Annotated in this window: 19 protein-coding genes; 7 read left to right on the top strand and 12 right to left on the bottom strand. The window is 46.1% G+C overall.

What is annotated here, in order from left to right:
• Nucleotides 1-116: 116 nt before the first annotated feature.
• The 4 genes from ACYVE4_RS02355 to ACYVE4_RS02340 all read right to left on the bottom strand — a co-directional run bounded on the left by ACYVE4_RS02355 (nt 117) and on the right by ACYVE4_RS02340 (nt 2,738).
• Nucleotides 117-1,238 carry an efflux RND transporter periplasmic adaptor subunit gene (locus ACYVE4_RS02355; RefSeq protein WP_460995296.1) on the bottom strand — a complete coding sequence of 374 codons (1,122 nt, stop codon included), beginning with the start codon at nt 1,236-1,238 and terminating at the stop codon, nt 117-119.
• A 166-nt stretch (nt 1,239-1,404) separates the two neighbouring features.
• Nucleotides 1,405-1,746, bottom strand: a complete 342-nt coding sequence (locus ACYVE4_RS02350; protein ID WP_460995295.1) for a YtxH domain-containing protein — start codon at nt 1,744-1,746, stop codon at nt 1,405-1,407.
• Between the two features lie 45 nt (nt 1,747-1,791).
• Nucleotides 1,792-2,043 (bottom strand): YtxH domain-containing protein, encoded by a 252-nt coding sequence (locus ACYVE4_RS02345; RefSeq protein ID WP_460995294.1) that lies wholly within the window; start codon nt 2,041-2,043, stop codon nt 1,792-1,794.
• Between the two features lie 527 nt (nt 2,044-2,570).
• The gene (locus ACYVE4_RS02340) at nt 2,571-2,738 is read right to left on the bottom strand and encodes a lmo0937 family membrane protein (protein WP_460995293.1); all 168 of its coding nucleotides are present in this window, start codon (nt 2,736-2,738) and stop codon (nt 2,571-2,573) included.
• Between the two features lie 462 nt (nt 2,739-3,200).
• Between ACYVE4_RS02340 and ACYVE4_RS02335 the strand changes: the two genes are divergently transcribed.
• Together ACYVE4_RS02335 and ACYVE4_RS02330 are read left to right on the top strand one after the other, a co-directional pair.
• On the top strand, nt 3,201-3,575 hold the full coding sequence (locus tag ACYVE4_RS02335; protein ID WP_460995292.1) for a response regulator: 375 nt from the start codon (nt 3,201-3,203) through the stop codon (nt 3,573-3,575).
• An 84-nt stretch (nt 3,576-3,659) separates the two neighbouring features.
• The gene (locus tag ACYVE4_RS02330) at nt 3,660-5,135 is read left to right on the top strand and encodes a sigma-54-dependent transcriptional regulator (protein ID WP_460995291.1); all 1,476 of its coding nucleotides are present in this window, start codon (nt 3,660-3,662) and stop codon (nt 5,133-5,135) included.
• 80 nt (nt 5,136-5,215) lie between these two features.
• Here ACYVE4_RS02330 and ACYVE4_RS02325 read toward each other — a convergent pair whose 3' ends face one another.
• Nucleotides 5,216-7,861, bottom strand: a complete 2,646-nt coding sequence (locus ACYVE4_RS02325; RefSeq protein ID WP_460995290.1) for a DUF7133 domain-containing protein — start codon at nt 7,859-7,861, stop codon at nt 5,216-5,218.
• Nucleotides 7,862-8,081: 220 nt separating this feature from the next.
• Here ACYVE4_RS02325 and ACYVE4_RS02320 point away from each other — a divergent pair, with 220 nt between their 5' ends.
• Genes ACYVE4_RS02320 through ACYVE4_RS02310 form a run of 3 tightly spaced genes read left to right on the top strand, consistent with a single transcriptional unit; the run spans nt 8,082 to nt 10,273 of the window.
• A complete protein-coding gene (locus ACYVE4_RS02320) occupies nt 8,082-8,513 on the top strand; it encodes a GNAT family N-acetyltransferase (RefSeq protein WP_460995289.1) in 432 nt (143 codons plus the stop codon).
• A 33-nt stretch (nt 8,514-8,546) separates the two neighbouring features.
• Entirely contained in the window at nt 8,547-8,909 is a 363-nt protein-coding gene (locus ACYVE4_RS02315) for a DUF3471 domain-containing protein (protein WP_460995288.1), read from the top strand.
• Between the two features lie 47 nt (nt 8,910-8,956).
• Nucleotides 8,957-10,273 carry a PQQ-dependent sugar dehydrogenase gene (locus ACYVE4_RS02310; RefSeq protein WP_460995287.1) on the top strand — a complete coding sequence of 439 codons (1,317 nt, stop codon included), beginning with the start codon at nt 8,957-8,959 and terminating at the stop codon, nt 10,271-10,273.
• Between the two features lie 63 nt (nt 10,274-10,336).
• On the opposite strand, the gene ACYVE4_RS02305 is transcribed toward ACYVE4_RS02310, so the two are convergent.
• Both ACYVE4_RS02305 and ACYVE4_RS02300 read right to left on the bottom strand, forming a co-directional pair.
• Nucleotides 10,337-12,055, bottom strand: coding sequence for a hypothetical protein (locus tag ACYVE4_RS02305; RefSeq protein ID WP_460995286.1), 1,719 nt, complete (start codon nt 12,053-12,055; stop codon nt 10,337-10,339).
• Nucleotides 12,045-12,653 carry an RNA polymerase sigma factor gene (locus ACYVE4_RS02300; protein WP_460995285.1) on the bottom strand — a complete coding sequence of 203 codons (609 nt, stop codon included), beginning with the start codon at nt 12,651-12,653 and terminating at the stop codon, nt 12,045-12,047. The genes ACYVE4_RS02305 and ACYVE4_RS02300 overlap by 11 nt, the downstream gene beginning before the upstream one ends.
• Before the next feature lie 171 nt (nt 12,654-12,824).
• Between ACYVE4_RS02300 and ACYVE4_RS02295 the strand changes: the two genes are divergently transcribed.
• Nucleotides 12,825-13,517: an SGNH/GDSL hydrolase family protein gene (locus ACYVE4_RS02295; RefSeq protein WP_460995284.1), complete on the top strand. Its 693-nt coding sequence runs from the start codon at nt 12,825-12,827 to the stop codon at nt 13,515-13,517.
• Nucleotides 13,518-13,619: 102 nt separating this feature from the next.
• Here the strand turns inward: ACYVE4_RS02295 and ACYVE4_RS02290 are convergent, their stop codons facing one another.
• The 5 genes from ACYVE4_RS02290 to ACYVE4_RS02270 form a co-directional block, all read right to left on the bottom strand.
• Complete coding sequence (locus ACYVE4_RS02290; RefSeq protein WP_460995283.1) at nt 13,620-14,807, bottom strand: glycoside hydrolase family 88 protein; 1,188 nt, start codon at nt 14,805-14,807, stop codon at nt 13,620-13,622.
• 172 nt (nt 14,808-14,979) lie between these two features.
• Entirely contained in the window at nt 14,980-18,093 is a 3,114-nt protein-coding gene (locus ACYVE4_RS02285) for an efflux RND transporter permease subunit (RefSeq protein WP_460995282.1), read from the bottom strand.
• A gap of 117 nt (nt 18,094-18,210) precedes the next feature.
• On the bottom strand, nt 18,211-19,368 hold the full coding sequence (locus ACYVE4_RS02280; protein ID WP_460995281.1) for an efflux RND transporter periplasmic adaptor subunit: 1,158 nt from the start codon (nt 19,366-19,368) through the stop codon (nt 18,211-18,213).
• A gap of 549 nt (nt 19,369-19,917) precedes the next feature.
• Nucleotides 19,918-20,547, bottom strand: coding sequence for an NUDIX hydrolase (locus ACYVE4_RS02275; protein WP_460995280.1), 630 nt, complete (start codon nt 20,545-20,547; stop codon nt 19,918-19,920).
• 82 nt (nt 20,548-20,629) lie between these two features.
• Nucleotides 20,630-22,213 (bottom strand): NAD(P)/FAD-dependent oxidoreductase, encoded by a 1,584-nt coding sequence (locus ACYVE4_RS02270; RefSeq protein ID WP_460995279.1) that lies wholly within the window; start codon nt 22,211-22,213, stop codon nt 20,630-20,632.
• 280 nt (nt 22,214-22,493) lie between these two features.
• On the opposite strand from ACYVE4_RS02270, the gene ACYVE4_RS02265 reads away from it, so the two are divergent.
• A complete protein-coding gene (locus tag ACYVE4_RS02265) occupies nt 22,494-24,455 on the top strand; it encodes a DUF4350 domain-containing protein (protein WP_460995278.1) in 1,962 nt (653 codons plus the stop codon).
• The last annotated feature ends 65 nt before the right edge of the window (nt 24,456-24,520 follow it).

Here is a 24,520-nt window from a genome sequence, read left to right as displayed (position 1 = left end):
GCCACCGAACGGGAAAGCGGTGCCGAGAAGCCTCAGCACCGCTTTATCGTATCCGAATTGCTTTCACCCACTTATGGAATCAAAATTCGGGATGACTCATGTTTATTTATGCTTAATTAATTTCCTAACGCATTGTAAATCAAGAGCTGATTGTTTGTGACAACTCGATCGCCGGGGGTTAAGCCGCCTGCTAAGTATGTTTTCTGACCGATTGATTTATAAACATCCACTTCGCGCACAAGTGGCTGATTTTTTTGATTCACCATTACCACAAAGTTGCGGTTTTTGTCGAATACGACTGCTTTGGCCGGAATGGCTACGCGTTTATCACGACCAGCATACAGAACGCTTACATTTGCAAACATTTCAGGCTTAAGTCGATAATCGGCATTATCGAGCGTTACCCGAACTTTTAGCGTTTTGCTATCTGGGTCCAGCACATTAAAGATTTTGTCGATTCGGCCATGGAAAATTTTATCGGGGTAGGAGAGAGTTGTAATGGTTGCCTGATCGCCTTCTTTCACATTCGCCAGATCGGATTCATACACATTTGCCAGTACCCAAACGTGATCAAGGTTTGAAATAGTGAACAGATTTTCAGGATCATCTGAGCGGAGTTCCATACCTGACGAGGCCGTTTTTTCGACGATAAATCCACTCATCGGTGCTTTAACATAATAGACTGAGCCATTCCCTCCTACAATTCGCCGGCGTTCGTTTACACGATTGACCTCGCCTTTAGCTGCTTCTAACTGTTCTCGACTGGCTACCAGATCGCGCTGAGAGCTTAATCCTGCTTTGGTCATATCTTCGGTCACCTGCATATTTTTTTGTGCAACCGACAGTTGACCTTTTGCCGATACCGCCTGTTGTTCGAGATCGGCCAGATCGCCTGAACGAATAACGGCTAATGTTTGCCCTTTTTTGACGTAATCACCCAGATCAGCTTTTAACGTTTCAATATGACCGCCAACTAACGGAAATACTTTTACTACCTGATCTTGGTTGAATGTGATTTTGCCGGTCAGATTCAATTCATTGCGGGCGTTCTCTAACCGGGCTGTATCGAATGCTGCGGTTGCCAGCAAATTGCTCTCCTGACTCGCTTTAGGCGAAGCCACTTCCGACGATTGTTGTGCTGTACTACCGCAACCACTTAATATGCTCACTGACAAAAGAACTGCAGGGATAGTTAGCAGTTGATGATAACTTTTTTTATCAAATAGTTGCCTTTTCATGTGGTATTGTGCCCTCAAAGATTATACACAAAACTCCCCCATGTTAATTAAAGCCCTCTTAAGCCCATATTAAAAGATTATTAAACCCCTAAAAGCAGTACACCCCACCAGAAGAATCTGACGGGGTGTATCTTTTCAATAACGTTGAGTAAATTAATGCTGGTAATTAGTTCAGTTTAGCGTTGTCCGCTAATTCATCGACTTTGTCGTTATACTGATCTTTGGCGTCTTCTTTGTTTTTATTGAGAGCTGCCTGAGCCTGATCTTTGTATTGATTATACTGATCTTTGGCTTTCTCAGTGTATTGATTTACTTGACTTTTAGCCTGTTCGTATCCTTCTTTCACCTGCGTAACGCCTTTTTCCCACTGATCTTTCAGATCACTGGTGCGTTTGTTCGCTTCGTCGCTAAGTTTATCGCGGGTTTCTTTACCACTGCGAGGGGCAGTTAAAATTCCGATAACAACTCCTGTCAGGATACCGGCCAGAAAATCTCTTGAGCTTCTCATTGTATTTTTTGTTTTAGGTGAGTTTCGTTTTAGCGAATTAGTTTCCTATTGCTTTGCTTTCGATTTCGCCTGACCAACCAGATCTTGAGCTTTTCCGGCAGCTGAGTCTACATAATCATTGTATTGACTCTTAATGCTGTCGATACCTGTCTGGAGTTGGTCCTGCAGATCTTTGAAAAACGTATCTGATTCTTTCGTGATGCGTTTACGGGTCTTTTTGCCGCTCTCTGGAGCCAGAAGAATACCAACAACTGCGCCGACCGCTAATCCTACTAAAACTCCTGGTAATGATTTCATGGTTTCTAACTTTTGTGAATGACTTATAGTTCCAATAATGCCAACCTACAAGAAAATACTATACCATAATCGGTTAATTGGAGTAAGTAGCTGTAAGACAGTGGATTGGTTATATTGGTTACTGGGGAGTATTGAGGATTTTTTTCCACAAGGACGTCCACGTTTTACGCAATACCCCAATTAATGAATGTAAACGAATCCCTACAAACAAGATAAAGTAGCCAGCGACAATAAAAAGGTAATCACATATGTAAAACGTACTGCAATACCTGAAAAGTTGAAGGGCATCGTTATGCTAATTCGGCCTTATAATCTTTGTAGCTAAGCTCTGACGGTTGGATAACTCTTGATTAGGAAATAGGCTAAAAATAAAATCCCCGCGCTCAATTTGGCGCAGGGATTCCGTACCCACCGTAACTTGTACTTAACCTAAAATACATTTTCGCAGACAAATCCGCGTAGAATATCGTTTCAGTAACGTTGGTAATTCATTGTTACCGTTTTGTTCGCTTTTCGTACTCCCTTCTCTACACGCCCCTGCCCTGAATTATGCGCAGGAGAATAGCAATTACTGCAATCACCAGCAGAATATGAATCAGACTGCTATTGCCAATTCCTGTTCCCAAAACTCCTAAAAATCCCAGAAGCCAGATAATGATCAGCACTACAGCGATTGTGTAAAGAAGGTTTCCCATTTCATCTCGTTCCTTGAGTAAATCAGAATAGCTGTCTCGCAATCGACTAAGTAGTTAGAAAAAGTTGTGCCAAGAATGGTGAAAACGTTCTACAAGCATATGCTTTTGACGCTATGCGCTTGTAAATGAGGTTTTAACTTATATAATCACACTAAAAAAAATGTGACCCGGAAAAATTTACTCAGTTGAAAAGTGTGGAAAATAATCCACATGTGTAGAATAAGCGTAGAAAATTCACTCACAAAGTGGGGACATCCTATCAGTCTGTTTACAACCGTTGACAACTTTATATGTATAAATAACAGCTTTATATGCTGATAATCCATGTCGCTACTTGTTTTTTGGGTAATACCACTATTTTCGGCACACTATTTTATATCTATTGTGCATAAGTGAACCAATATAGTTCGTAGTACTATGGTAGCGAAATTAAATATAGGGCAACAATATAGACCAGTTGTAATGAATACAGCCTCTCACGCAAAGCGTGTATTAATTGTGGATGACGAAGCTGATATTTGTTTGTTGCTCTCTGGCTTGTTAAGACGATTGGGATATCAACCCACCTGCGCTCATTTTATCGAAGAAGGGCGTCAGTGCCTGCATAGTCAAAAATTTGACGCCATTTTTCTAGATCTGAATCTGCCCGATGGGTTGGGCTTCGATTTATTGCCTTCTATTAAGGAAGACCAAACCGAGGCTAAAATTATCATGATCAGTGCGTTCGATGGCCAGGCTGAACGGCGACGAGCTACTGAGCAAGGCGCTGACTATTTTATTGGCAAGCCATTTACCCGACGTTCTGTAGAAACGGCTTTGCAAACCATTCAGGTTTGAGTAACTTTGTTCATATAGCTTGACCAGCTTTTTTCGTTGTTCATAAATGGACATGGTCTGTCTGAGCAAGTTCAATGCCGCTTCATGGAAAAAATTCTGATTATTGACGATAACAACGATATATGCCTATTGCTCGAGCGTTTTCTGAGCAAACAAGGCTATAAAACGGCGTCGGTGCAGCGAGGGGATGATGGATTAAATCTTTTGAGGAAAGAAGCATTTGAACTGGTCATTTGCGATTTTAAACTTCCTGATATTGATGGTCTTGAAATGCTTCGCCGAATCAAGGTGATGCATCCAACTACCGCTGTAATTATTATTACCGGATACTCAGACGTCCGGATGGCTGTTCAAACCGTTAAACACGGTGCGTATGACTACGTAACTAAGCCGCTCTACCCCGACGAAATTCTGTATACCATAAAAGCTGCTCTTGAACGTAGAGCGCAATCACTGAATCAGTCGAAAAGTTCGTCGTCATCAAATACGGGAGCAACTGCAAAAACTGGTGCCGCAAAAGCTGCTCCCAGCAAAGTTGCACTAACGCCAGACGGTAAACGCTTCATTTTCGGAAAAAGCCGGGCCGCCGAGCAACTTCAAAAACATATTGATCTGATTGCACCGACGGATATGTCGGTAATTATAACTGGCGAAACGGGTACGGGTAAAGAATTTGTTGCGAATGCCATTCACCTTAAAAGCAAACGGGCGGATAAAGCCTTTGTCGCAATCGACTGTGGTGCTTTGAGCAAAGAACTGGCTGGCAGTGAGTTATTCGGACACGTAAAGGGATCCTTTACAGGGGCTATGTCAGACAAGGCGGGTAGCTTCGAATATGCGAATGGAGGGACAATATTCCTCGATGAAATCGGGAATTTGTCGTATGATAACCAGATCAAATTGTTGCGTGTGCTGCAGGAGCGTAAAATCAGACGTATTGGTAGCAACCAGGATATTCCGGTCGATGTGCGGATTATTGTGGCAACCAACGAGGATTTACGGGAAGCCGTTCGCCAGGGTAAATTCCGGGAGGACATCTACCACCGTATTGCTGAGTTTGAAATGCATTTATCGCCTTTACGTGAACGCAAGTCTGACATCATGATTTTTGCGGATCATTTTCTGGAATTGGCTAATCAACAGTTAGAGAAAGAAATTCTGGGATTTGACGAGGAAGCAAAAGAGAAATTGAAGGAGTACTACTGGCATGGCAACCTGCGCGAACTACAAAATGTAGTCAAACGAGCCGTGTTGCTAACTCAGGGCAATTATATTGAAGCAGATGTGTTTCCACAGGAAATTATTTCTCCTCAATATTTTACGCCTGAAGAAGCCGCACCGGCCCATATTCAGGTTAATTATGATCCGGCTCGTCCGGGTATACCTGTGTTTAGTCAGTCGGCGGCTAACCTGAAATCCGTTTCTGAAAACGCTGAACGGGCGGCTATTTTAAAAGTACTGGAGAAAACAGGCTACAACAAAACCAAAGCAGCTGAAGTCCTCAATATCGACCGAAAAACGCTTTACAATAAGTTAAAAGCTTACGATATTCATTTATAGAACGGCGAAAGAGGGAATGAGTGAAAGAGCGATAAATTTGAAACTGTCTATCGCTCTTTCACTCATTCCCTCTTTCGCTCTTATTTTTTCTGTTGCGACAGGAAGGTAATTAGCGAAGCAAATTCTTCATACGATAAAGCGTTCGCTAATCCGGCGGGCATCATCGAAGTTTCCATTTCCTTTCGGCTGGTAATATCCGATGCTTTCAGCGTATATACCTGTCCGGTTATATCGCGTAGAACCACTCGTGAAGCGGATTCCTCAGTAACGAAGCCGGTATAGTTTTTACCACCCTTCGCTGTAATCATGACTGTTGCAAATCCCTGAGAAATAGAGGCATTTGGCTTTAGAATCGATTCGGCAATTTGCTCCCGACTCATAATCGAACCAATCTGACCCATAAAAGGTCCTTTCGGTGTTTCTCCCCGGTTAAGACTATGACAGGCAATGCAGCCTTGCTGGGTAAATAGTGTTTTGCCCAATGCTGCATCCCCTTTAATTTTCGCCATTGCCAGCATTACATCTTCGATAGATGATTCGCCAATTTGACCCTTTTTATTCCTGATTTTTTCCAGATCAATCTTGGTTTCTTCTTTGGCAGCAACAGGTTCTTCTGCTCCAAATTCAGGTATTTCCATCCGAAGTCGGCTGTTCAGATCGAGGAAAGCTTGTTTGTTAGTAGACCTGCTCCATTCGTCAACCAGAAAATTTTTAATCTCGGGCGACGATTCCCACGTAATTGCTTTGTAGTAAGGCCCGTGGGTGTCTGGTCGGGTACTCCACCACCAGGAGCCATCATAAGCAGCTTCTTTTCTGTAAAGTCTTGATATAGTTGTTATAATCTGACTTTTTAAAGCCGTATCGGTAGTGTGTTTATAGGCTTTAATTAGTCCGCTTACCGCTTTAGGATCGTGCATATAGCGTAATGCCCAGAGCGCAATGGTTGAATTTGATGACTCGATAGCACTCACACAGGCATCGACTGCCTGAAGCGCGACTAACGATCGAACGGCAATGTGTGCTGGAATAATTGCCGAATTTGGCGTTGCATGGGGGCCTTCTGTGCCTAGAGCGGGCGCGGCAAAAGAAGCGGGAACTTTCACTTGTAATAGAGCAGGAATTGCTTCTGGTCTGCCCAGACGACCTAACCCGATTGTAGCGATTAGCTGCACGCGAGGAGAAGAATCAGTGAGTCCCTGGAGAAATGGCTCAGTTGGCACTTTATCTAAAAACGGCTTCCGGTCAGCCAGTGCGCGAAGGGCGAATTCTTTGACATCATTATCGGTCGTTAACTGGAGTAATTGATTGATACCATCAGCCCCCGTTATCTGCGCATACGTAAAAATTCCGGCAACGCGAGCGTATAGCGGTAAGCGGTTATCGGAGGCAATTTTCCAGACAAGCTTAGCTGTTTTCTTAGCAGGGCGGGTTAGTAATTCCTGCTGAGCAGCTAATCGGGCCACGGCGCTACCAGAAGTTAACAACGCAGCCAGCTTTTTCTCCGACGCTTTTTGTAGGGTTATGAAAGGTTTATACGTCCAGTTTTTCGGTACGACACGAACCACAAATCCTTTATTGGGATTACCCGAATAGCCTGCGCCATTCCAGGCCGACAGATACATTCGCCCGGAAGCATCTACGTCAACATCCGTAATCTGCGATAATTTGATAAACTCTTCTTCTTTCTGCGTGAACGTAGCGGCATCTGATGTAACCCGATGGATGTAAAGCTGATTTCGACCCCAGTCAGCCATCATGGGTACATGATTATATTGGTCGGGCCAGGTTGGATCATCCATAAAAAATGAACCTGTTCCCGAACCTCCGCCTACATCTACCAGAGCCGGAATAATTTCGTCGGTAAAGTGCTTGAACAGAACGGGATAGCCGTATTCGCCCGACTGAATTTGATTGCTAAAGCGTATATTCCAGCCACCGCCGTCGTTCGTATTATCGCGGGTAAACACATTCATGTAGGGGTCGATAGCGACATCATAGATGTTGCGAAGTCCATGCGAGAAAACTTCCATTTCAGTCCCATCCGGACGAACCCGAACAATTCCTCCGCCTAGCATGGTCAACTTCTTACCGCTTCGGTCGATGGCGTCGTGAAAGCCGAAATCACCCACGGCAATGTAAATCCAGCCATCGATGCCCATCCGAATGCCATTGGTTGCATGATCTGTGCCCCGGCTTTTAATAAAGTTCGGATTACTGATATGCTCAATCAATGGCCTGGATGGACCATCGGCTACTCCATCATGATTCTTATCTTCAAATACCACTAAATCCATACCTGTGGCTAGCCCCGTTTCATTGGAGAAGATAGTATGCAGTACAAATACCTGATCGCCAATGGGTAAAATACCTCGTGGATTATCGGCTACCGCAAAGGTGGTATGCTGATCGATTTTACCATCGTTGTTTGTATCGACTAGTCGGACAATTCGACCCTGCCCTGGTTTTTTGCCAAGTGAACCAATCATATCGACCCCAACATATACCTCACCAGTTGGCGCAACCGCCAGACAGGCTGGGCTGGGCGTCAGATCAGGACCAGCAAAGTGACTGACGCTCAATTCACCTGGCCAACTGCTGGCATTGGGCAATGAGTCAACTTGATTCAGGATTGTTTGATCGGACAGTGTTTTAGTCGCTGGCAGATTAGGTGTATGCCAAAATAACCAGAGAAGAATAAATAAAAGAGGGAAGCTGAACTTGATCATTATTGAGTGAGAGCCAATTGGTTGCTAAGAATTTTCGAGGGAAAAATTGATATGTTTGAGTCAGGGGGTAGCGAGCTTTCGTAGGTTCACGTTTTCTTAAAACGATAGGATAGGGTTAATTCTACTTTTACGAATAACTTCACTTTTTAAAAGGTTACGTCAGAGCAGCTATAATCGACCAAATAGTTTTGTGGAACTACTATAAGGCGGCCAAAAACGAATGACAGAGTCTGTACCAAACACTACCATCTCGATTTGCTCCATTGCACCTGAGCAAACGTATTTTCTGCGTCATAGTGTCTTGTGGCCTGATAAATCGCTCGAGTACGTAAAAATAGAAAATGATCATGAAGGATATCATTTTGGTGCATTTCTGGGAGACGAGCTGGTTGCTGTGATTTCCTTGTTTGTTTACGGACAGGCGTCGCGGTTTCGGAAATTTGCTGCTCGTCCTGACCTTCAGCGACAAGGCATTGGCACACAACTACTCAACCACATCATGGCTGAGGCCAGGCGGCTCGGTGCAACAACGATTGGATGTGATGCCCGGCTCGATGCCGCCGATTTTTACCGACGTTTCGGGATGGAGGCCGTCAGCGATGTGTTTTATAAAGGGCCGATTCCGTATGCCAAATTTTCGCGTACCTTGTAAGGCAATCGTATCATCCTAACTCTTAATTAATTTATGAAAACCTTTCTGTCATTATTATTAGGCATTAGCTTATTAGGGCTATTTACGCCTTCCCAGGCTCAAACAATCACCACAGATTCGACCGCGTTGAAAGCTTACGTGGGATCATACACGTTTGAGAGCGGAAGTCCTGTTGCGAAATATACCGTCACTACCGATAAAGGAGAGCTGTTTGGGGAGGCTGATACAATGGGCAAAAACAAACTGTTGAAGCAGGAAAAAGCAGATACATATAAATCCACTAGCTCCTACGGGTCGATCATCACGTTTACGCGCGATGCAACTACTAAAGCTGTAACGGGATTTTCGATGGCAATTCAAGGCTCAGAATTAACGGCGAAGAAAGATAAACCATAACCAAATTCCCGCACACTCAGTTGAGTAATTAAACTAATTGCTCAACGATGAAAACAAATTCCTATTTCCTGATGGCTGCGGCATTGGCTGTCGCCTTTACGGCATGTCGTCAAAAAAAAGCCGAAGATCAGACAGGAGAATCCGTAGCTACAGCGGATACAACAATCGAGTTGCCTGCTCCTTATGCTACTAAATCGAGCGTAAAACTCAGCAATGTGGTAGACTGGCCCGCTGGTCAAACACCCAAGGCTCCCGATGGCTTTACCGTGACCGAATATGCTCGCGATCTAAAAAGTCCACGCTGGATATACGTAGCTCCCAATGGCGACATTTTCGTAGCGGAAGCCAATACGGAACGCACTGGTATTAAGGAAAAGGTTGTTAATGCTGTATCGGGTAAAAGCAAATCGGAGGAGACAAGGACTAGTGCCAATCGAATCACGCTCTTTCGCGACACTAATAACGACGGCAAGCCGGATCTGAAAGAAACCTTTCTGGTAGGTCTGAATCAGCCATTTGGTATGTTGGTGCTAGGCAATTATTTCTATGCAGCTAATACGGATGGATTGATGCGCTACGATTATAAAGCTGGCCAAACGAAAATAACCTCGCCCGGCAAGAAGATCGTGAGCCTGCCGGCTGGCGGTTATAATAACCACTGGACGCGCAACTTATTGGCAAGTGCTGATGGTAAGAAAATTTTTATCTCTGTTGGATCAGGCAGTAATGTAGGGGAACACGGCCCTGAAAACGAAATCCGACGTGCTGATATTCTGGAGGTCAATCCGGATGGTACGGGCGAGCGTATTTTTGCCAGCGGCTTACGGAATCCCGTTGGAATGGGATGGCAGCCAACAACAAAAACACTCTATACGGCTGTTAATGAACGCGATGAACTAGGAGATGATCTGGTGCCAGATTACCTGACCAGTGTAAAAGAAGGCGCTTTTTATGGCTGGCCTTATGCCTATTTTGGCCAAAACGAAGACCCGCGTCGAAAAGGGGAACGACCTGATCTGGTGAAAAAAACGATCGTTCCTGATGTGCCGCTTGGAGCGCATACAGCTTCACTAGGACTCGCTTTTTATGACAAAACGCAATTTCCCGCTCACTATCACAATGGTGCATTTATTGGCCAACATGGTTCCTGGAACCGTTCACAACTCGTTGGTTACAAAGTTGTCTTTGTGCCTTTCCAGGATGGTAAACCAGGTAAGCCCGAGGATTTCCTAACGGGTTTTCTAGCCGGAAACGATAAAGATGTTCACGGTCGACCTGTAGGAGTAGCCGTATTGCCCGATGGTGCTCTGCTCGTAGCCGATGATGTATCCGGGCGCATCTGGCGGGTAGAAGCCAGGAAATAGTCGATATGGGGCTGCCGCGAAAACATTCTGTTACGGCAGCCCCATATTAACTATTAACTCTATTTAAAACTGATACATCAGTCTGGCTCGTAATCCGATGCTGGTGTCAACCTGCCAGTTTGGAGCTCCCGGAGCAGGTGAGCAAGTTGGCAATGTTAAAACAGGACTACCCTGAACTACCCACCGGCGATTTTGCCATTCGAGTCCCAAACTCAAGGCTACATTACTAAATAATTCGGTTGGATGGCTCCGGGAAAAATTAGTTTCATCATAGCCGCCGTATGGCCCGTAGGCTGTCTGACGATAATTGAAGGTCACTTTCTCTTTATTACTCAATACCAGATAAGTACCTACGTTCGGAATCATCGTCAGTGAGTGAGTAAGCGGTACACGGTAGCCTAAGCTTATCGGAATCTGAACACGGACCATACGAGTGTCGACATTGATGATATCGCCGTATAGACTTAGCTTAGGATCAAGTCCTTTACCAAATTCGTCCCTAAAGTTCCGCTGCGTGCGTTTATTAAAATCACTGGCAGTGATGAACAATCCTCCCATGTATGTTGCCTGACTAAGGCCTACACCAACCACTACATGTTTACCGACTGGTATTTCTGAAAATAACCCAACGCTCCACATACGGGATTCAAACTCCCCACCAATACCAGCCCGGAAGCGAGCAATGACTGGCTCCACTTTCTTACTTTCTGGCGCTTGAGTTGGCATGGTTACCGTCGTCGTGCGAACTAGGCGCATACGCTTAGCCCGTTGAGCCATTAACGCATTCCAATTAATACCCTCCGTTGACAAAGGACGACTCGTGACTACTTCATAGCTTGCCAATACACCACTTTGTTCAGCAACCTGAGCTTGCTCTGTTGGCGTTAATTCCTGTTGACCAATTGCTTTGTTCGGATTATCAACAACACCAGTGGAACCTGTTGGGCTGTCAGCAGCATTACCCGGAGAGGCTGGCGAACTGTAGTTTCCTTTTGTTCGCTTTATTCGCTGATTTTTAGCAACTCGACCTTCCGCATCATTCACAGACGAAGGAATCGATGAGTTAGGCGTGGTAGTTAATGGGTTATTAATCGTTTCCGATGGCGTATTCGTAGTATTGTCAATCGTTAAAGGAGTAGAGGACACACCATATGAATCTGATTTTTGATGCTTGTTTAAGTTATTCGATTGACGCAATGGATTACGCACAACAGGCGCTCGGCTGGCGGTCGCATACCGTTGATCAGGGGGCGTTTCAGTTCGCTGAAGCGAGCGATCTCCCACTGAATTCATCCTACGGGTTTCAGGCATAGGCACGTAACGAGTAATGTAAACGGTGTCGTGACTAGTGGCCAACTCTTCCCGTTGCGTAGGAGCAGGTACTGACTCTGCTGGAGAACCAGACACAGTGTTCGGCTGATTAGGCGTACCCGATTGTGATAAGGTCGGACGATCCTGCTCTGCTGACGCTGGGGTAATCTGTTTTGTTACCGCTTTTTGTTTCAGTTGACCAATCGTTTTCTGAAGGTGATTGATCTCACTACGCTGCCAAATGCTGAATGCAATCAACGCAACCGTGCTAACAGAAGCAGCGGCCAGGAGCCAGGATTTTCCTGCCCAGACCCCTCCACTGAACGGTTGCCCCGTAGCCGACGGGCCAGACTGGGGCGGGCCAGCCTGCTGGAGCGTAGCTTGCATTCGCGCCCAGTCTTTTTCAGTAAATTCCGGCCGAATACTTTCCAGTTTTCGCCGGATAATATCGGAAAATCGGTCAGTTTTCATGATAAGGAAAGCTGCCATCAGGGCCAGCTTTTTCGTAAGAAGGATATGCTTGTTTGATGAGTATCTGTAACTTCTGTCGGGCGCGGGCGTAGTTGGAACGAACGGTGGCTTCGTTATGACTCAATATACCCGCAATTTCGTGGAGACTGTAGCCATCCACAACGTGCATCATAAAGACGGTACGGTAGGTAGGGGTTAGTTGTTGGACGAGGGTGAGAATTTCTTCAGCGGCAATCTGTTCAACGATATTGTCGTCAAATGGCACCTGTTCGCCCGTTTCTAATGCCGTATGCTGATCATATCGTTGATTTTTACGGTAATGACTAATGGCTGTATTTACCAAAATGGTTCGTAACCAGGCTTTAAAAGGTAAGGTTTCGTCATAACTGTCCAGATGCTGAAAGGCTTTCAGAAAGCCTTCATTTAGCACGTCTTCGGCTTCCTCCACATTCGACGTATAGCGTAGGCAGATACTTTTGGCATACCCAAAAAACTGCTTAAACAACGTCCTTTGCGCCCGCGGATCGTTGGCACGGCAAGCCCTAATGACACTTAGCAGGTCATTGTCGGCGAACGAAGATGATTTTCGGAAAAGCAAAGCTTGGTCAGATTTACGTAAATTCCCTTTGTAAATAGACTACGCGTTCCAAACGAATAACGTTGCAATTATTGTTTTGGTTGATAAATATTTTTCTGTACTCTGCCACAGTTCCCTATCAGGCTACGTAAAGGAAATAAATGGGTTTATTCGCCCCATTTGCATTGACTGATGAACGTGTTGGTAATTGGCGATGAGCATACTTATGGGTATGGGCTATCAGCGGGAAAGTTAAGCTATATCGGACATTTTATCCGTCAGATTAGCCAGACAGGGCAGAATGTGTCGGTTGAAGCGTACGCACATCTGACCATACCACAGATTGTAACTGCATTATCACATTTGCCTCTCAATCGGTACGATCTGATCATGCTTCAACTCGACCATTCGTTGCTTTATCCTGCTCGTTCAGCAAGTATGGAAACCTGCATGGCAGCTCCAATATTGCCCTATTCTCATAAGGAATTTAAGCAGACTCGCGGGCTGGATCAACTAAAATCCGTCGGTAATGCTATTCTTTCCTTTGTACGACCCAACAGGTCACTCATTGTAACATCCTTACTGAAAATACTACGACCTTATCGCCATAATGTGCTGTTAATGACCCCTTTCCCACATCGGGAGCGCCTGAATCAATGGCTACGGCACCGAAGCCGGGCTATTTTACTGGATGAGGCCGACGAACAGTTATTCAGCGTATTTGATACCGATTCGGTTATTGAGAAAGGAGAGGAGTACTTTTTGACTAATGATAAGGAACATCTGAATGCCATAAGTCATGAACTATTGGGACGATTTCTTTTCGACTTCTATTTATCGGCTCCAACCATCGTTACCATTCAGACAATCCGTCGAGAGCAATAACCAGATTCAGTTTCAGGTATAAAGTTTGAGGTTCGTAATTTGATATTGCCATGAGAAAGCAAAACATCAAATTACGAACCTCAAACTTTATACCTGAAATTACTACTTTATCCCTCCCTTCTTAGTAAGGGCATCGTAACGCAGAAGAGCTTCCAGATAATAGTAATCTGCGTAAATAATTGGGGTATCTACTTCACTCTTGGCTGGTTTATGGCCTACACTGTGTTTCAGGATAAAATGGTTATTCTCTCCCAAATTTGCTTTATAAGCTGGACTCGATAGACTTTCCAGCATCTTCATCGCAGATTGATAATAGATTTTTGCTGACGGGCCACCATACGTACAAAGTTCGAGTAGGGCGGAGGCCGTAATGGCTGCGGCTGAAGCATCCCGCTCTTCGTTCGGAATGTTGGGGGCATTGAAATCCCAATACGGAACTTTGTCGGCAGGAAGATTTGGGTGATTTAGGTAGAAATCAGCAATGTGCCGGGCAAAATCCAAATATTTCTTGTCTTTTGTTTCACGATACATCACCGTAAAGCCATACAAACCCCAGGCTTGTCCGCGTGCCCAGGCTGAATTATCCGCATAGCCCTGCGCTGTTTTTTTTGCCGCTACCGTACCATCAGGATTGTAACAAATGACGTGATAACTGCTATAGTCAGGGCGATAATGATTTTTGATCGTGTTATCGGCGTGGGTGATACAGATGTTGTAAAACTCCTTATTACCAGATCGTTTGGCTGCCCAGAATAAGAACTCCAGATTCATCATGTTGTCGATGATCACTGGGTAATCATAATTCTGGAATTTGTTCCAGGATTTAATTACACCAACTTTTGGGTTAAAGCGAGTCGACAAGGATTTAGCTCCTGTTAACAGAATGGGCGGATACGTCTCATTTTTGGTGAGTCGATATCCGTTGCCAAATGGGCAGTAGAGCATGAATCCCAGGTCGTGCGTGCCGGTGTTGTATTGCTCTTTTGCTACGGCCATCGTCCATTTGTTGGCGGCTGCTTTCCATTCAGGGGCTTTTGTTCGTTCGTAAATATGCCAGAGCGAACCACCAAAAAAACCACTGCACCACCAATCCGATTTCCGATCATCAGGCGAGCCGTCTGGTTTTGTAGACTGTGGAAATTTAGTTGTATCGGGGTGGGCTTTTAACATGCCCTCATATTGCTTGGCGGCAAAAGTAAATTCTTTGTCGACGTTAATAGGAGTTTGTGAAAAGGCTGGAAGGGCCAGTAAAATCAGGGAAAAGGCAAAATAGGGTCTCGTACGTTTCATCAGAGTAAGGCCAGGGGCTTAGTGAAATTGGCCTAAAAAGAAAAAAGTAAAAATACTGTCGGTTATAACCGAGGGCAGGAATTTTTTATCGTAAAGCCAGTATCTGGCCCTTTAACAAAACAGGGGTGAATCTGAATCAGATTCACCCCTGTCAACTATACAATGATAATAACTAGACGTGCGCCGGTGTAGGAGTTGGTTTCTTTGCGCTTTCGGCTTGTGGTTCCTCTGGTGTTACGTCTTTTCGGCGAGTCATGTACGTGTAGATGACCGGCACAACGTAGAGGGTTAGCACAAGCGAAAACATCAGCCCACCTACGATAACAATTCCCAGCGGTACCCGGCTTTTCGATGCGGAACCCAGCGCCATCGCTAAAGGCAACGCACCAAAGGCCGCTACAAGCGTAGTCATCAGAATAGGACGGAGCCGCAAAGCAGCCGATTCGGCAGCCGCTTCAAATTTATTTTTACCCGTCAATCGTTGTTCGTTGGCAAATTCGACAATCAGAATTCCGTTTTTGGTAACCAGGCCCACTAGCATGATAATACCGATCTGACTGAAAATATTCAGCGTCTGATTAAACATCCAGAGTGAGAATACGGCTCCGGCCAGCGCCAGTGGTACCGTCATCATGATGATGAACGGATCGATGAATGAATCGAACTGGGCAGCCAGGACCAGATAAATCAAGATCAGCGCCAAGCCAAAGGCAAACAATGTATTCGACGAACTTTCCGCGTAGTCGCGGGACGGGCCGGAGAGGGATGTTTGAAATGTTTGGTCGAGCGTTTTGGCGGCAATAGCGCGCATGGCCTCAACACCGTCACCGATGGTTTTACCTGGTGCCAAACCAGCCGATACCGTTGCGGACTTAAAGCGGTTGTAGTGGTACACCTGCGGAGGGCTACTGACTTCCTGAAACTTCACCAGGTTATCTAATTGAATCAGCTGACCTGCGTTTGAGCGAACATAGAACGATGCCAAATCAACAGGTTCATCGCGGTCACCCCGGTCTACCTGGCCAATTACCTGATATTGTTTCCCGTTCATCAGGAAGTAGGCTAATCGGCGGTTACTCAGCGCGAGTTGCAGCGTTTGCGCTACGTCCTGCACCGATACGCCAAGGTTCGTTGCTTTTTCGCGTTCGATGGTGATATTCAGTTCAGGTTTGTTGAATTTCAGGTCAACATCCGAGTTCAGGAAGGTAGGGTCTTTCTGAACTTCGTCCAGGAAAGCAGGCAATTTCTCCCGTAGTTTCTCGAAGTTCAGGTTCTGAATAACGAACTGAACGGGTAAGCCACCACCCTGACGACCTACCTGAATGGTTTGATCCTGAGTCGCGAACATACGGGCTTCGCTGAACCGTCGCAGATTTTTTGTGAGATAATCCACAATGTCCTGCTGAGACCGTTTCCGTTCGCTAGGATCAACCATGTTGACCATCACAAACGAAGAGTTTACAGCCCCTGCACCGGAGAACCCAGGTGCGACCACACTAAATGCCAGTTTATTTTCAGGAATCGAGTCGAGTACAAATTGTAGTACTTTATCGGTTATGGCAGATTGCGCTTCAAAACTGGTTCCTTCGGGCGACGTAATGGCGATGCGCGTACGGCCCCGGTCTTCGAGGGGAGCTAATTCCGATTTTAACTGCGAGCCTACACCGAAAATCAGTAATAAACAGACCACGATCATGACGAAAGCCCAACCCCGTTTCTTCATAAAGCTATTGAGCGAATCACGATAGCTTTCGTCTAACCATTCAAAAAATGGCTCAGTTTTTCGATAGAACCAAGATCGTCCGTGGTTTTTGCTGGTCAGCTTTACACTAAGTACCGGTGTCAGCGTAAGCGATACAAAGGCCGAAATCAACACGGCTCCAGCAACCACGATCCCGAACTCACGGAACAGGCGACCAACGAATCCTTGGAGGAAGATAATCGGCAGGAATACAATCGCTAGCGTGATCGACGTCGAGATAACGGCGAAGAAAATCTCATTAGAGCCTTCTTTCGCGGCTGTCTCCGTATCCATGCCATCTTCAATTTTCTTAAAGATGTTTTCCGTGACCACAATCCCATCATCCACCACAAGACCCGTCGCCAGTACGATTCCTAACAGTGTCAATACGTTGATACTGAAGTCGGCCAGGTACATGATGAAGAAAGCACCAATGAGCGATACCGGAATATCGATCAGTGGACGGAAAGCAATGAGCCAATCTCGGAAGAAGAAGTAAATGACCAATACGACCAGCACAAACGAGATTAGCAACGTTTCGCCCACTTCCTCAATCGCCTTCCGGATAAAGATACTTCGGTCGGTGCCGACATAAACAATGATATCAGGCGGTAAATCTTTTTTAAGCTGATCGAAGCGTTTATAAAACTCATCGGCAATGCTCACGTAGTTGGCCCCCGGCTGTGGAATCAAGGCCAGAATGACTCCAACGGTTCCGTTTTGTTTAGAGGCCGTCTCTTCGTTTTCGGCACCTAATGTAGCATAGCCCACATCTTTAAATCGGACGATCTGATTGCTTGTCTGCCGTAAAATCAGGTTGTTGAAATCGTCCTCAGTGGTGAGTCGCCCTACGGCTTTTACGGTCAACTCGGTTGTATTACCGTATACTTTCCCCCCCGGTAATTCGACATTCTGCGTGGCTAAAGCATTTTGAATATCCTGAGCGGTCAGCCGATAAGCCGACAATTTAATTGGGTCAATCCACAGCCGCATGGCCTGCCGTTTCAGTCCGAAGATATTGGCTTGGCTAACACCCGGAATGGTTTGTAGACGTTCCTGAAGTACGTTCTCCGCATAGTCCGACAACTGTGTGGCGCTACGTGTCGTACTCTGAACGTTCATGAAAATAATCGGATCTGAGTTAGCATCAGCTTTCGTAACAACCGGAGGAGCGTCAATGTCTTGTGGAAGCTGACGTTGTGCCTGAGCTACTTTGTCGCGTACGTCATTCGCAGCTTGTTCAAGGTTAGCATCGAGGTTGAACTCAACCGTAATGGTACTGGCTCCTAAAGCACTGTTCGACGAAATGGTACGAATCCCTTCGATACTGTTCAGCGACTTTTCGATGGGCTCAGTAATCTGCGATTCGATAATTTCAGGGTTAGCACCCGTATAGTTCGTCCGAACTGAAATAACTGGCGGATCGATAGCCGGATATTCGCGTACGCCCAGAAAGGTGAAGCCGATAATACCGAATAACACGATCACAATGGACATCACCATTGCGAACACGGGCCTATTTAAGCTTAATTCGGGTAGACTCATTTTTGTAATTGAGTTTGTTTGTTGGTGATGAGTTATAAACGATGACTGATGAGTGGCTGACGCATGAGCATTGCTGACGCGTCAGCCACTCATCAGTCATCGTTTATAACTCATCTCTCAGTTTGCTGCAACTTTTGGGCCGTTACCGGGAACGGTAATGACTTTATTGACTTTGACAGGTGCATCAGGTTTTAAGAACAGAAGTCCTGTTGTGGCTACTGTATCGCCAACGCTTAAGCCTGAAAGCACCTGGATAACACCTGCCGTCCGAAGACCTGTTTTGACATCCTTAAAGATGGCTTTGCCATTTTTTACGACTATAACCTGATTCGTACGGGTTTGCGGAATAACGGCCTGCGTTGGTACAACCAGACTCTTCTCATTCTGAACCGTTAACGTTACCCGGGCAAACGTACCCGGTCGGAATCGGGCCGTAGTATTATTGACTCGCGCCCGGATGCGCAGGTTACGGGTTTGTTCTTCCACCCCCGGTTCAATTGCATACACAACCCCTTCGCTGGGTTTTACAGTACCATCTACTAAAAACGAAATCGTGCTCCCGTTATGCACAGTCGGGCCGTATTTTTCGGGAATGGAGAAGTCGAGTTTCAGGGACGATACTTGTTGTAATCGGGCAATAAGCGTATTGGGCGAAACGACAGCGCCCGCACTGACATTACGAAGACCAATGATACCCGAAAAAGGAGCCCGAATTTCTGTCCGTTGTAATTGCGCTTTGACTAATTCGATGTCAGCCAGCGACGACCGTAAATTAGTCGTTACAATGTCGTATTCCTGTTGGCTAATACCCCCTCTGGCCAGCAACTGCTTGTTCCTGTCTTCGGTTCGCTGGGCATTTTCGGCCTGAGCCTGAAGCTTTTGGAGTTGTGCCCGTAAATCGGCGTCAAACAGCTTCACCAACAAAGCTCCCTTTGCTACAGGCTGACCTTCCTGAATATTAAGCTGGGTAATTCGGGCTGAAATCTCAGGATAGATATCCACCTGTTCGGCTGCCAATAGAGAACCACTGGAAATAACGTCTTCCTTAAGGCTTTGCGAGACGACAACAAACCCATTGACGTTGGCGGGGCCGCCACCTCCACCGGGGCCACCTTTGCCTCCAGGACCGCCTTTCCCTTCCGCACTGCCACGTCCACCACCGCCTTGACCGCCACCTCCACCTGAGGCTCCTGGAGCCGGATGTAACACCTTATTATACACAATTATCCCGCCCAATATGACAACGACGAGACCGATAGCAATCCACCTTTTCACAGAGTAAAAATTTGCAAGAAAGAACGAAGAAGTTAACGGTATAGAATCCGCATTTGTTATAAAGTGCAAAGCTATCAACGTTAATGACTATATCAATCAATAGCTAGCTGTTACAAATGTATTTTGTTTTGGGTTTTATAGCCTATGTCAACATAGAGTATCCGTAAAAATGCTTATTGCCATCCATTAATTGGAGGTTTGGGTTTTGTTTAAAATAGACTTTCAATAAACAGAAAAGTCAAATTCAAACCGATCCAAACTATAGCAGATAAGTGGAATTCGAAATAGAACAGAGCTTTAATGTCGTATGGAATAGCATAAACGACGACAATCTGCGCTAAGTAGTTAAAATAGGGCTATTGTAAACGATTTTGATTGTCAGTTAGATGGTATAACAACTGGTCAAAATAAGTCCTTAATTCATTGACTGTGTGGCTAAAGACTTATTAAAATTGTATTAGAAAGGTTCAGGAAGTACTTAGTATTTATAGCGCACACCATTCTGCGTTTTTTTTAAAATTTCTTTACCTCAAGCTATTGGGGCAGCTATTAGGCGCTTAACACCATCAACAACTCGCTTATCATCATGGCAGTTGCTCCCCATACCCGATGCCCCTGGATCTGATAAAAAGGAGCATCGACCAGAACGCCCCGTACCTCTATCTGACTATCACCAATGATGGTCTCGTCGATCAGCGTGTCGAGGTCCACTTCGATAACGGCTTCAACCTCGCGGGGATCGGGGTAAAAATCCGGACGATAGGGAAGCATACCGACTACGGGTTGAACGTAAAAATTGCTGGGTGGAATAAATAGCTCTGTCAGCAATCCCAACACCTTTACATCGGATACCCGAATGCCGACTTCTTCCTGTGCTTCCCGCAGGGCAGTACGGGTTAGATTTTCATCGAACCGCTCCATACGTCCACCCGGAAACGCCATCTGTCCGGCATGAACGCCGTCGTACTGGGGGCGGAGGATAAGTGGGAGGTAAATAGAGTTCTGATAGGGGTAAAAACAGATCAACACTGCGCTCCGGCGCGTTCGCTCGTTGGGTTTGATGCCCAGCCGATACCGAGCTGTCGACGCCATTTTCTGGTGCGCAACTTCCCCCGGCAACGGTTGCTGCAGCCGCTGGCGAAGGTGTTCGGTAAAGGTATGAAACGAGGTGTCGATCATTAATGAGGTTGATGTTTGAAGGTCGATGTTTGAAGTCAGAATAGCATGTACAACTTCAAACCTCAAACTATAAACTTCGGACTTATTTATACAACTTAACTAATTCTTCTGCGCAACGTTCACCATCCATGGCGGCTGAAACAATACCACCTGCATAACCGGCTCCTTCGCCACAAGGAAACAGTCGCCGAACCTCCACATGCTCACACGTATCTCTATGACGTGGAATTCGCACGGGCGATGATGTACGACTTTCAACGCCGATCAACTGACCTTCATTGCTTAAATAGCCTTGCATCTTTCGCCCGAAATCCCGCAACCCCTGTCTTAAAGGCTGAGCAATGTGATCGGGTAACACCTCCATCATATCGACTGACGCTAAACCCGGCTGATACGATGTTGGCAATAACTCGTTTGACGTGCGGCCATCCACAAAGTCGGCAATACGCTGTGCAGGAGCTATCTGCGAAGGTTTGTCAGGATGTTCGGTTCCCATTCGGCAGGCCCAGCGTTCCAAATCCTGTTGGAGTGCTAAACCAGCCAGTGGTCCTTCGTCGGTGTAAGGTAGCAAATCTGTATCGGTAACGGCAACCACTAAGCCCGAATTAGCATATTGCGAGTCGCGCCGAGAGGGCGACATGCCATTCACAACCAACTCCCCCGGAGCGGTAGCCGCTGGAACAATAAAGCCCCCCGGACACATACAAAACGAAAAGACTCCTCGTTCTACCCCCTTAAACCGAGTTTGAGTAACCAAACTGTAAGAGGCCGCAGGCAAATAATCTCCCCGATCTGGCCGATGGTATTGGAACTGGTCAATCAATTGCTGCTGGTGCTCAATACGAACACCCATGGCAAAGGGTTTGGCTTCGACGCGAATAGTACGGTCGCGCAGAAGGTGGAAAATGTCGCGGGCGGAATGACCCGTTGCCAGAATAACACCAATGCCAGTTAGAGCATTTCCGTTAGCTAATACAACCCCTTTTAGTTGGTGGCCTTCTTGAATCAGGTCAACTACTTTAGTATCGAAGTGGACCTCCCCGCCGGCACGCAGAATGCTTTCGCGCAGAGCAGCTACCACGTTTGGAAGTTTGTTTGTCCCGATATGAGGGTGAGCGTCAACTAAGATCTGGTCAGTGGCTCCGTGTGCAACGAATATTTCCAGAATCCGCCGGACATCTCCTCGTTTGGTTGAGCGAGTGTAAAGTTTACCGTCGGAATAAGTTCCGGCCCCTCCTTCACCAAAACAGTAATTCGACTCTGGGTTAACAATATGATCTTTATTAATGGCGGCCAAATCGCGTCGACGGGTGCGAACATCACTTCCTCGTTCGAGAACAATTGGTTTAATACCTAATTCGATCAGCCGAAGGGCGGCAAACAAACCGGCTGGGCCAGCACCTACCACAATAGCCTGTGGTGCCTTGCTGACGTCAATCTGCGGCTTTTGATATTGGATAAGCGAGGGAGGAGTTTCGCCAATAAATACATCTGTTTCGACCTGTACCCGAACCTGTCGATTCCGCGCATCGATCGATTGCCGTTTTTTTCGAATGGTAACTTCTTCAGAGTCAGGTAACGAAAGTTGCCGCAATACCTGTGCCCGAAACGCTTCATCATCGAAAGCCTGTTCAGGGAGAAGGGTTAAAGAAAGTTGACGAATCATGATTGATTGGGCCGGTTTTTATCCGGCAGTATCATCTATAGTGTGTAACAGGTGTTGTTAACTTTGGGTTCGCTTGCTTGATCAACTGCTATTTTTCGTTTTAATTAAGGAGTATAGACGGGCGAAAAATGACTATTTCTTTAATCAGGATGAGCAAATTAGCCTGAGTTGACTCCCGTGTCTGTATCCTCACAGACACCTATGCGTCAGCAGAGCCTAACCTACCGGACAGGTGTCTGTGAGGATACAGACACGGGGATTTTTAATTATTAAAACGAAGATGAAGAAATTTAGCCTTTTCGGTTGTCTACTGGTAATCAGTCATGTGCTGTGGGCACAGTCGCCTACCAATATTCCTTGGTCGCAGCGTATGGTGGCGTCCATTATGGCCAATAATCCTGATTCCATCTCGTATAAACGGGAAGACGGTACTAAAGGAGTTGCTCACTGGGAGTATGAAACGGGCGTTCTGCTGGAGGGCGTTAAGCAGGTCTGGTATCGGACTGCCGATGATAAGTACTTCAGTTACATCCAGAAAAATATGGATCGCTATGTAAAGGCTGATGGCGACATCCGTACATATAAACTCGAGGATTACAATCTTGATTTTATCACTCCCGGCCGGTCATTGCTTCTATTAGCGCAGCAGACGTTACCTGGTAGAGAAAAATATAAAAAAGCGGCTGATTTGCTTCGGAAACAATTGGCTGAGCAACCCCGCACGAAGGAAGGCGGCTACTGGCATAAAAAACGGTATCCTTACCAAATGTGGCTCGATGGTTTATACATGGCCGAACCGTTCTATGCCGAGTATACGTCTCTGTACGGGGACGCAAAACAGTTCGACGATATTATCAACGAATTTGTGTGGATGGAAAAGCACGCTCGTGATCCCAAAACCGGCCTGATTTACCACGGTTGGGACGAAAGTCGCGAACAGAAATGGGCTAATAAAGAAACGGGTAATTCGCCCAATTTCTGGAGCCGGGCGATGGGTTGGTATGCGATGGCGCTGGTCGATGTGCTGGATTTTATTCCGAAAACACACCCTCGGCGAGGTGAACTGGTTGCCATTCTGAACCGGTTTATGCCCGCCATTGCGAAATATCAGGACCCAAAATCAGGCTGTTGGTGGCAGGTGACTGATCGGGCAGGTGACAAAGGCAATTACCTTGAAGCATCGGGCTCAAGTATGTTTGTGTATGCACTGGCGAAAGGTGTACGTATGGGTTATCTGCCCGCATCACTCATGGCAAATGCGCGTAAAGGCTACGATGGCTTACTGAAACAATTCATCACGACCGACGAAAAAGGGCTCATTCACCTCGAAAAAACGGTGGTCGTGGGTGGTCTGGGTGGTTCGCCTTATCGGGATGGCAGCTACGAATATTACTTAAGCGAACCCATTCGTCAGGATGATTTAAAAGGCGTTGGACCATTTATTATGGCCAGCGTCGAAATGGAAATTGCAGCCGAAGAAACGGGAAAAGGAAAAACAGTCGCTGTAGATAACTATTTCAACCACGAATCGCGAAAAGGGTATAATGGCGAACAGGAGCCTTTCCATTACACCTGGGACGATCACCAACATTCGGGTTTCTTCTGGTGGGGAACTATATTCCGCAATCTGGGTGCAAAAACGACAACGATCACGGGGGCTCCAACAACCGCATCGCTCAAGGGGGTAGACGTATATATTATCGTAGACCCCGATACGCCGAAAGAAACGCCCAAGCCAAATTACGTAAGCGAGAGCGATATAAACGCTATTGCCAATTGGGTGCAAGCCGGTGGTACGCTGGTGCTTATGGCTAACGATACCTCTAACTGTGAACATCTGCATTTCAATCAGTTAGCCGCCCGATTTGGGTTGCAGTTTTTGCCGAAAAACCGTAACATGGTACAGGGAAATCAATTCGAACAAGGAAAAATTAGTGTGCCGGCTGGAAATGCAATTTTCCCGAAGACCCGAATGGTATACATTAAAGAGCTATCGCCATTACGTATAAAATCGCCCGCCAAAACTGCTGTGACCGACGCTGGGGATGTGATTATGGGCGTTGCGAAAGTGGGTAAAGGAACTGTGTTTGCTGTGGGTGATCCGTGGCTGTATAACGAATATGTTGATGGTCGGAAGATTCCGGCGCAATACGAAAATTTTCTGGCGGCAAAAGAATTAGCAACTTGGTTAGTAAGTCAGGGCACAGTAGCTGCGCCAAGTTCCGCTACGAGCAAGCGATAGATTCAAGCCTTGTTTGTCATGCTGACGAAGGAAGCATCTCAAAGCTCCCCAACCTCTGAATAAGG

This window comes from Spirosoma harenae, from assembly GCF_054776975.1.
This window is presented reverse-complemented; position numbering and strand designations above follow the sequence as displayed.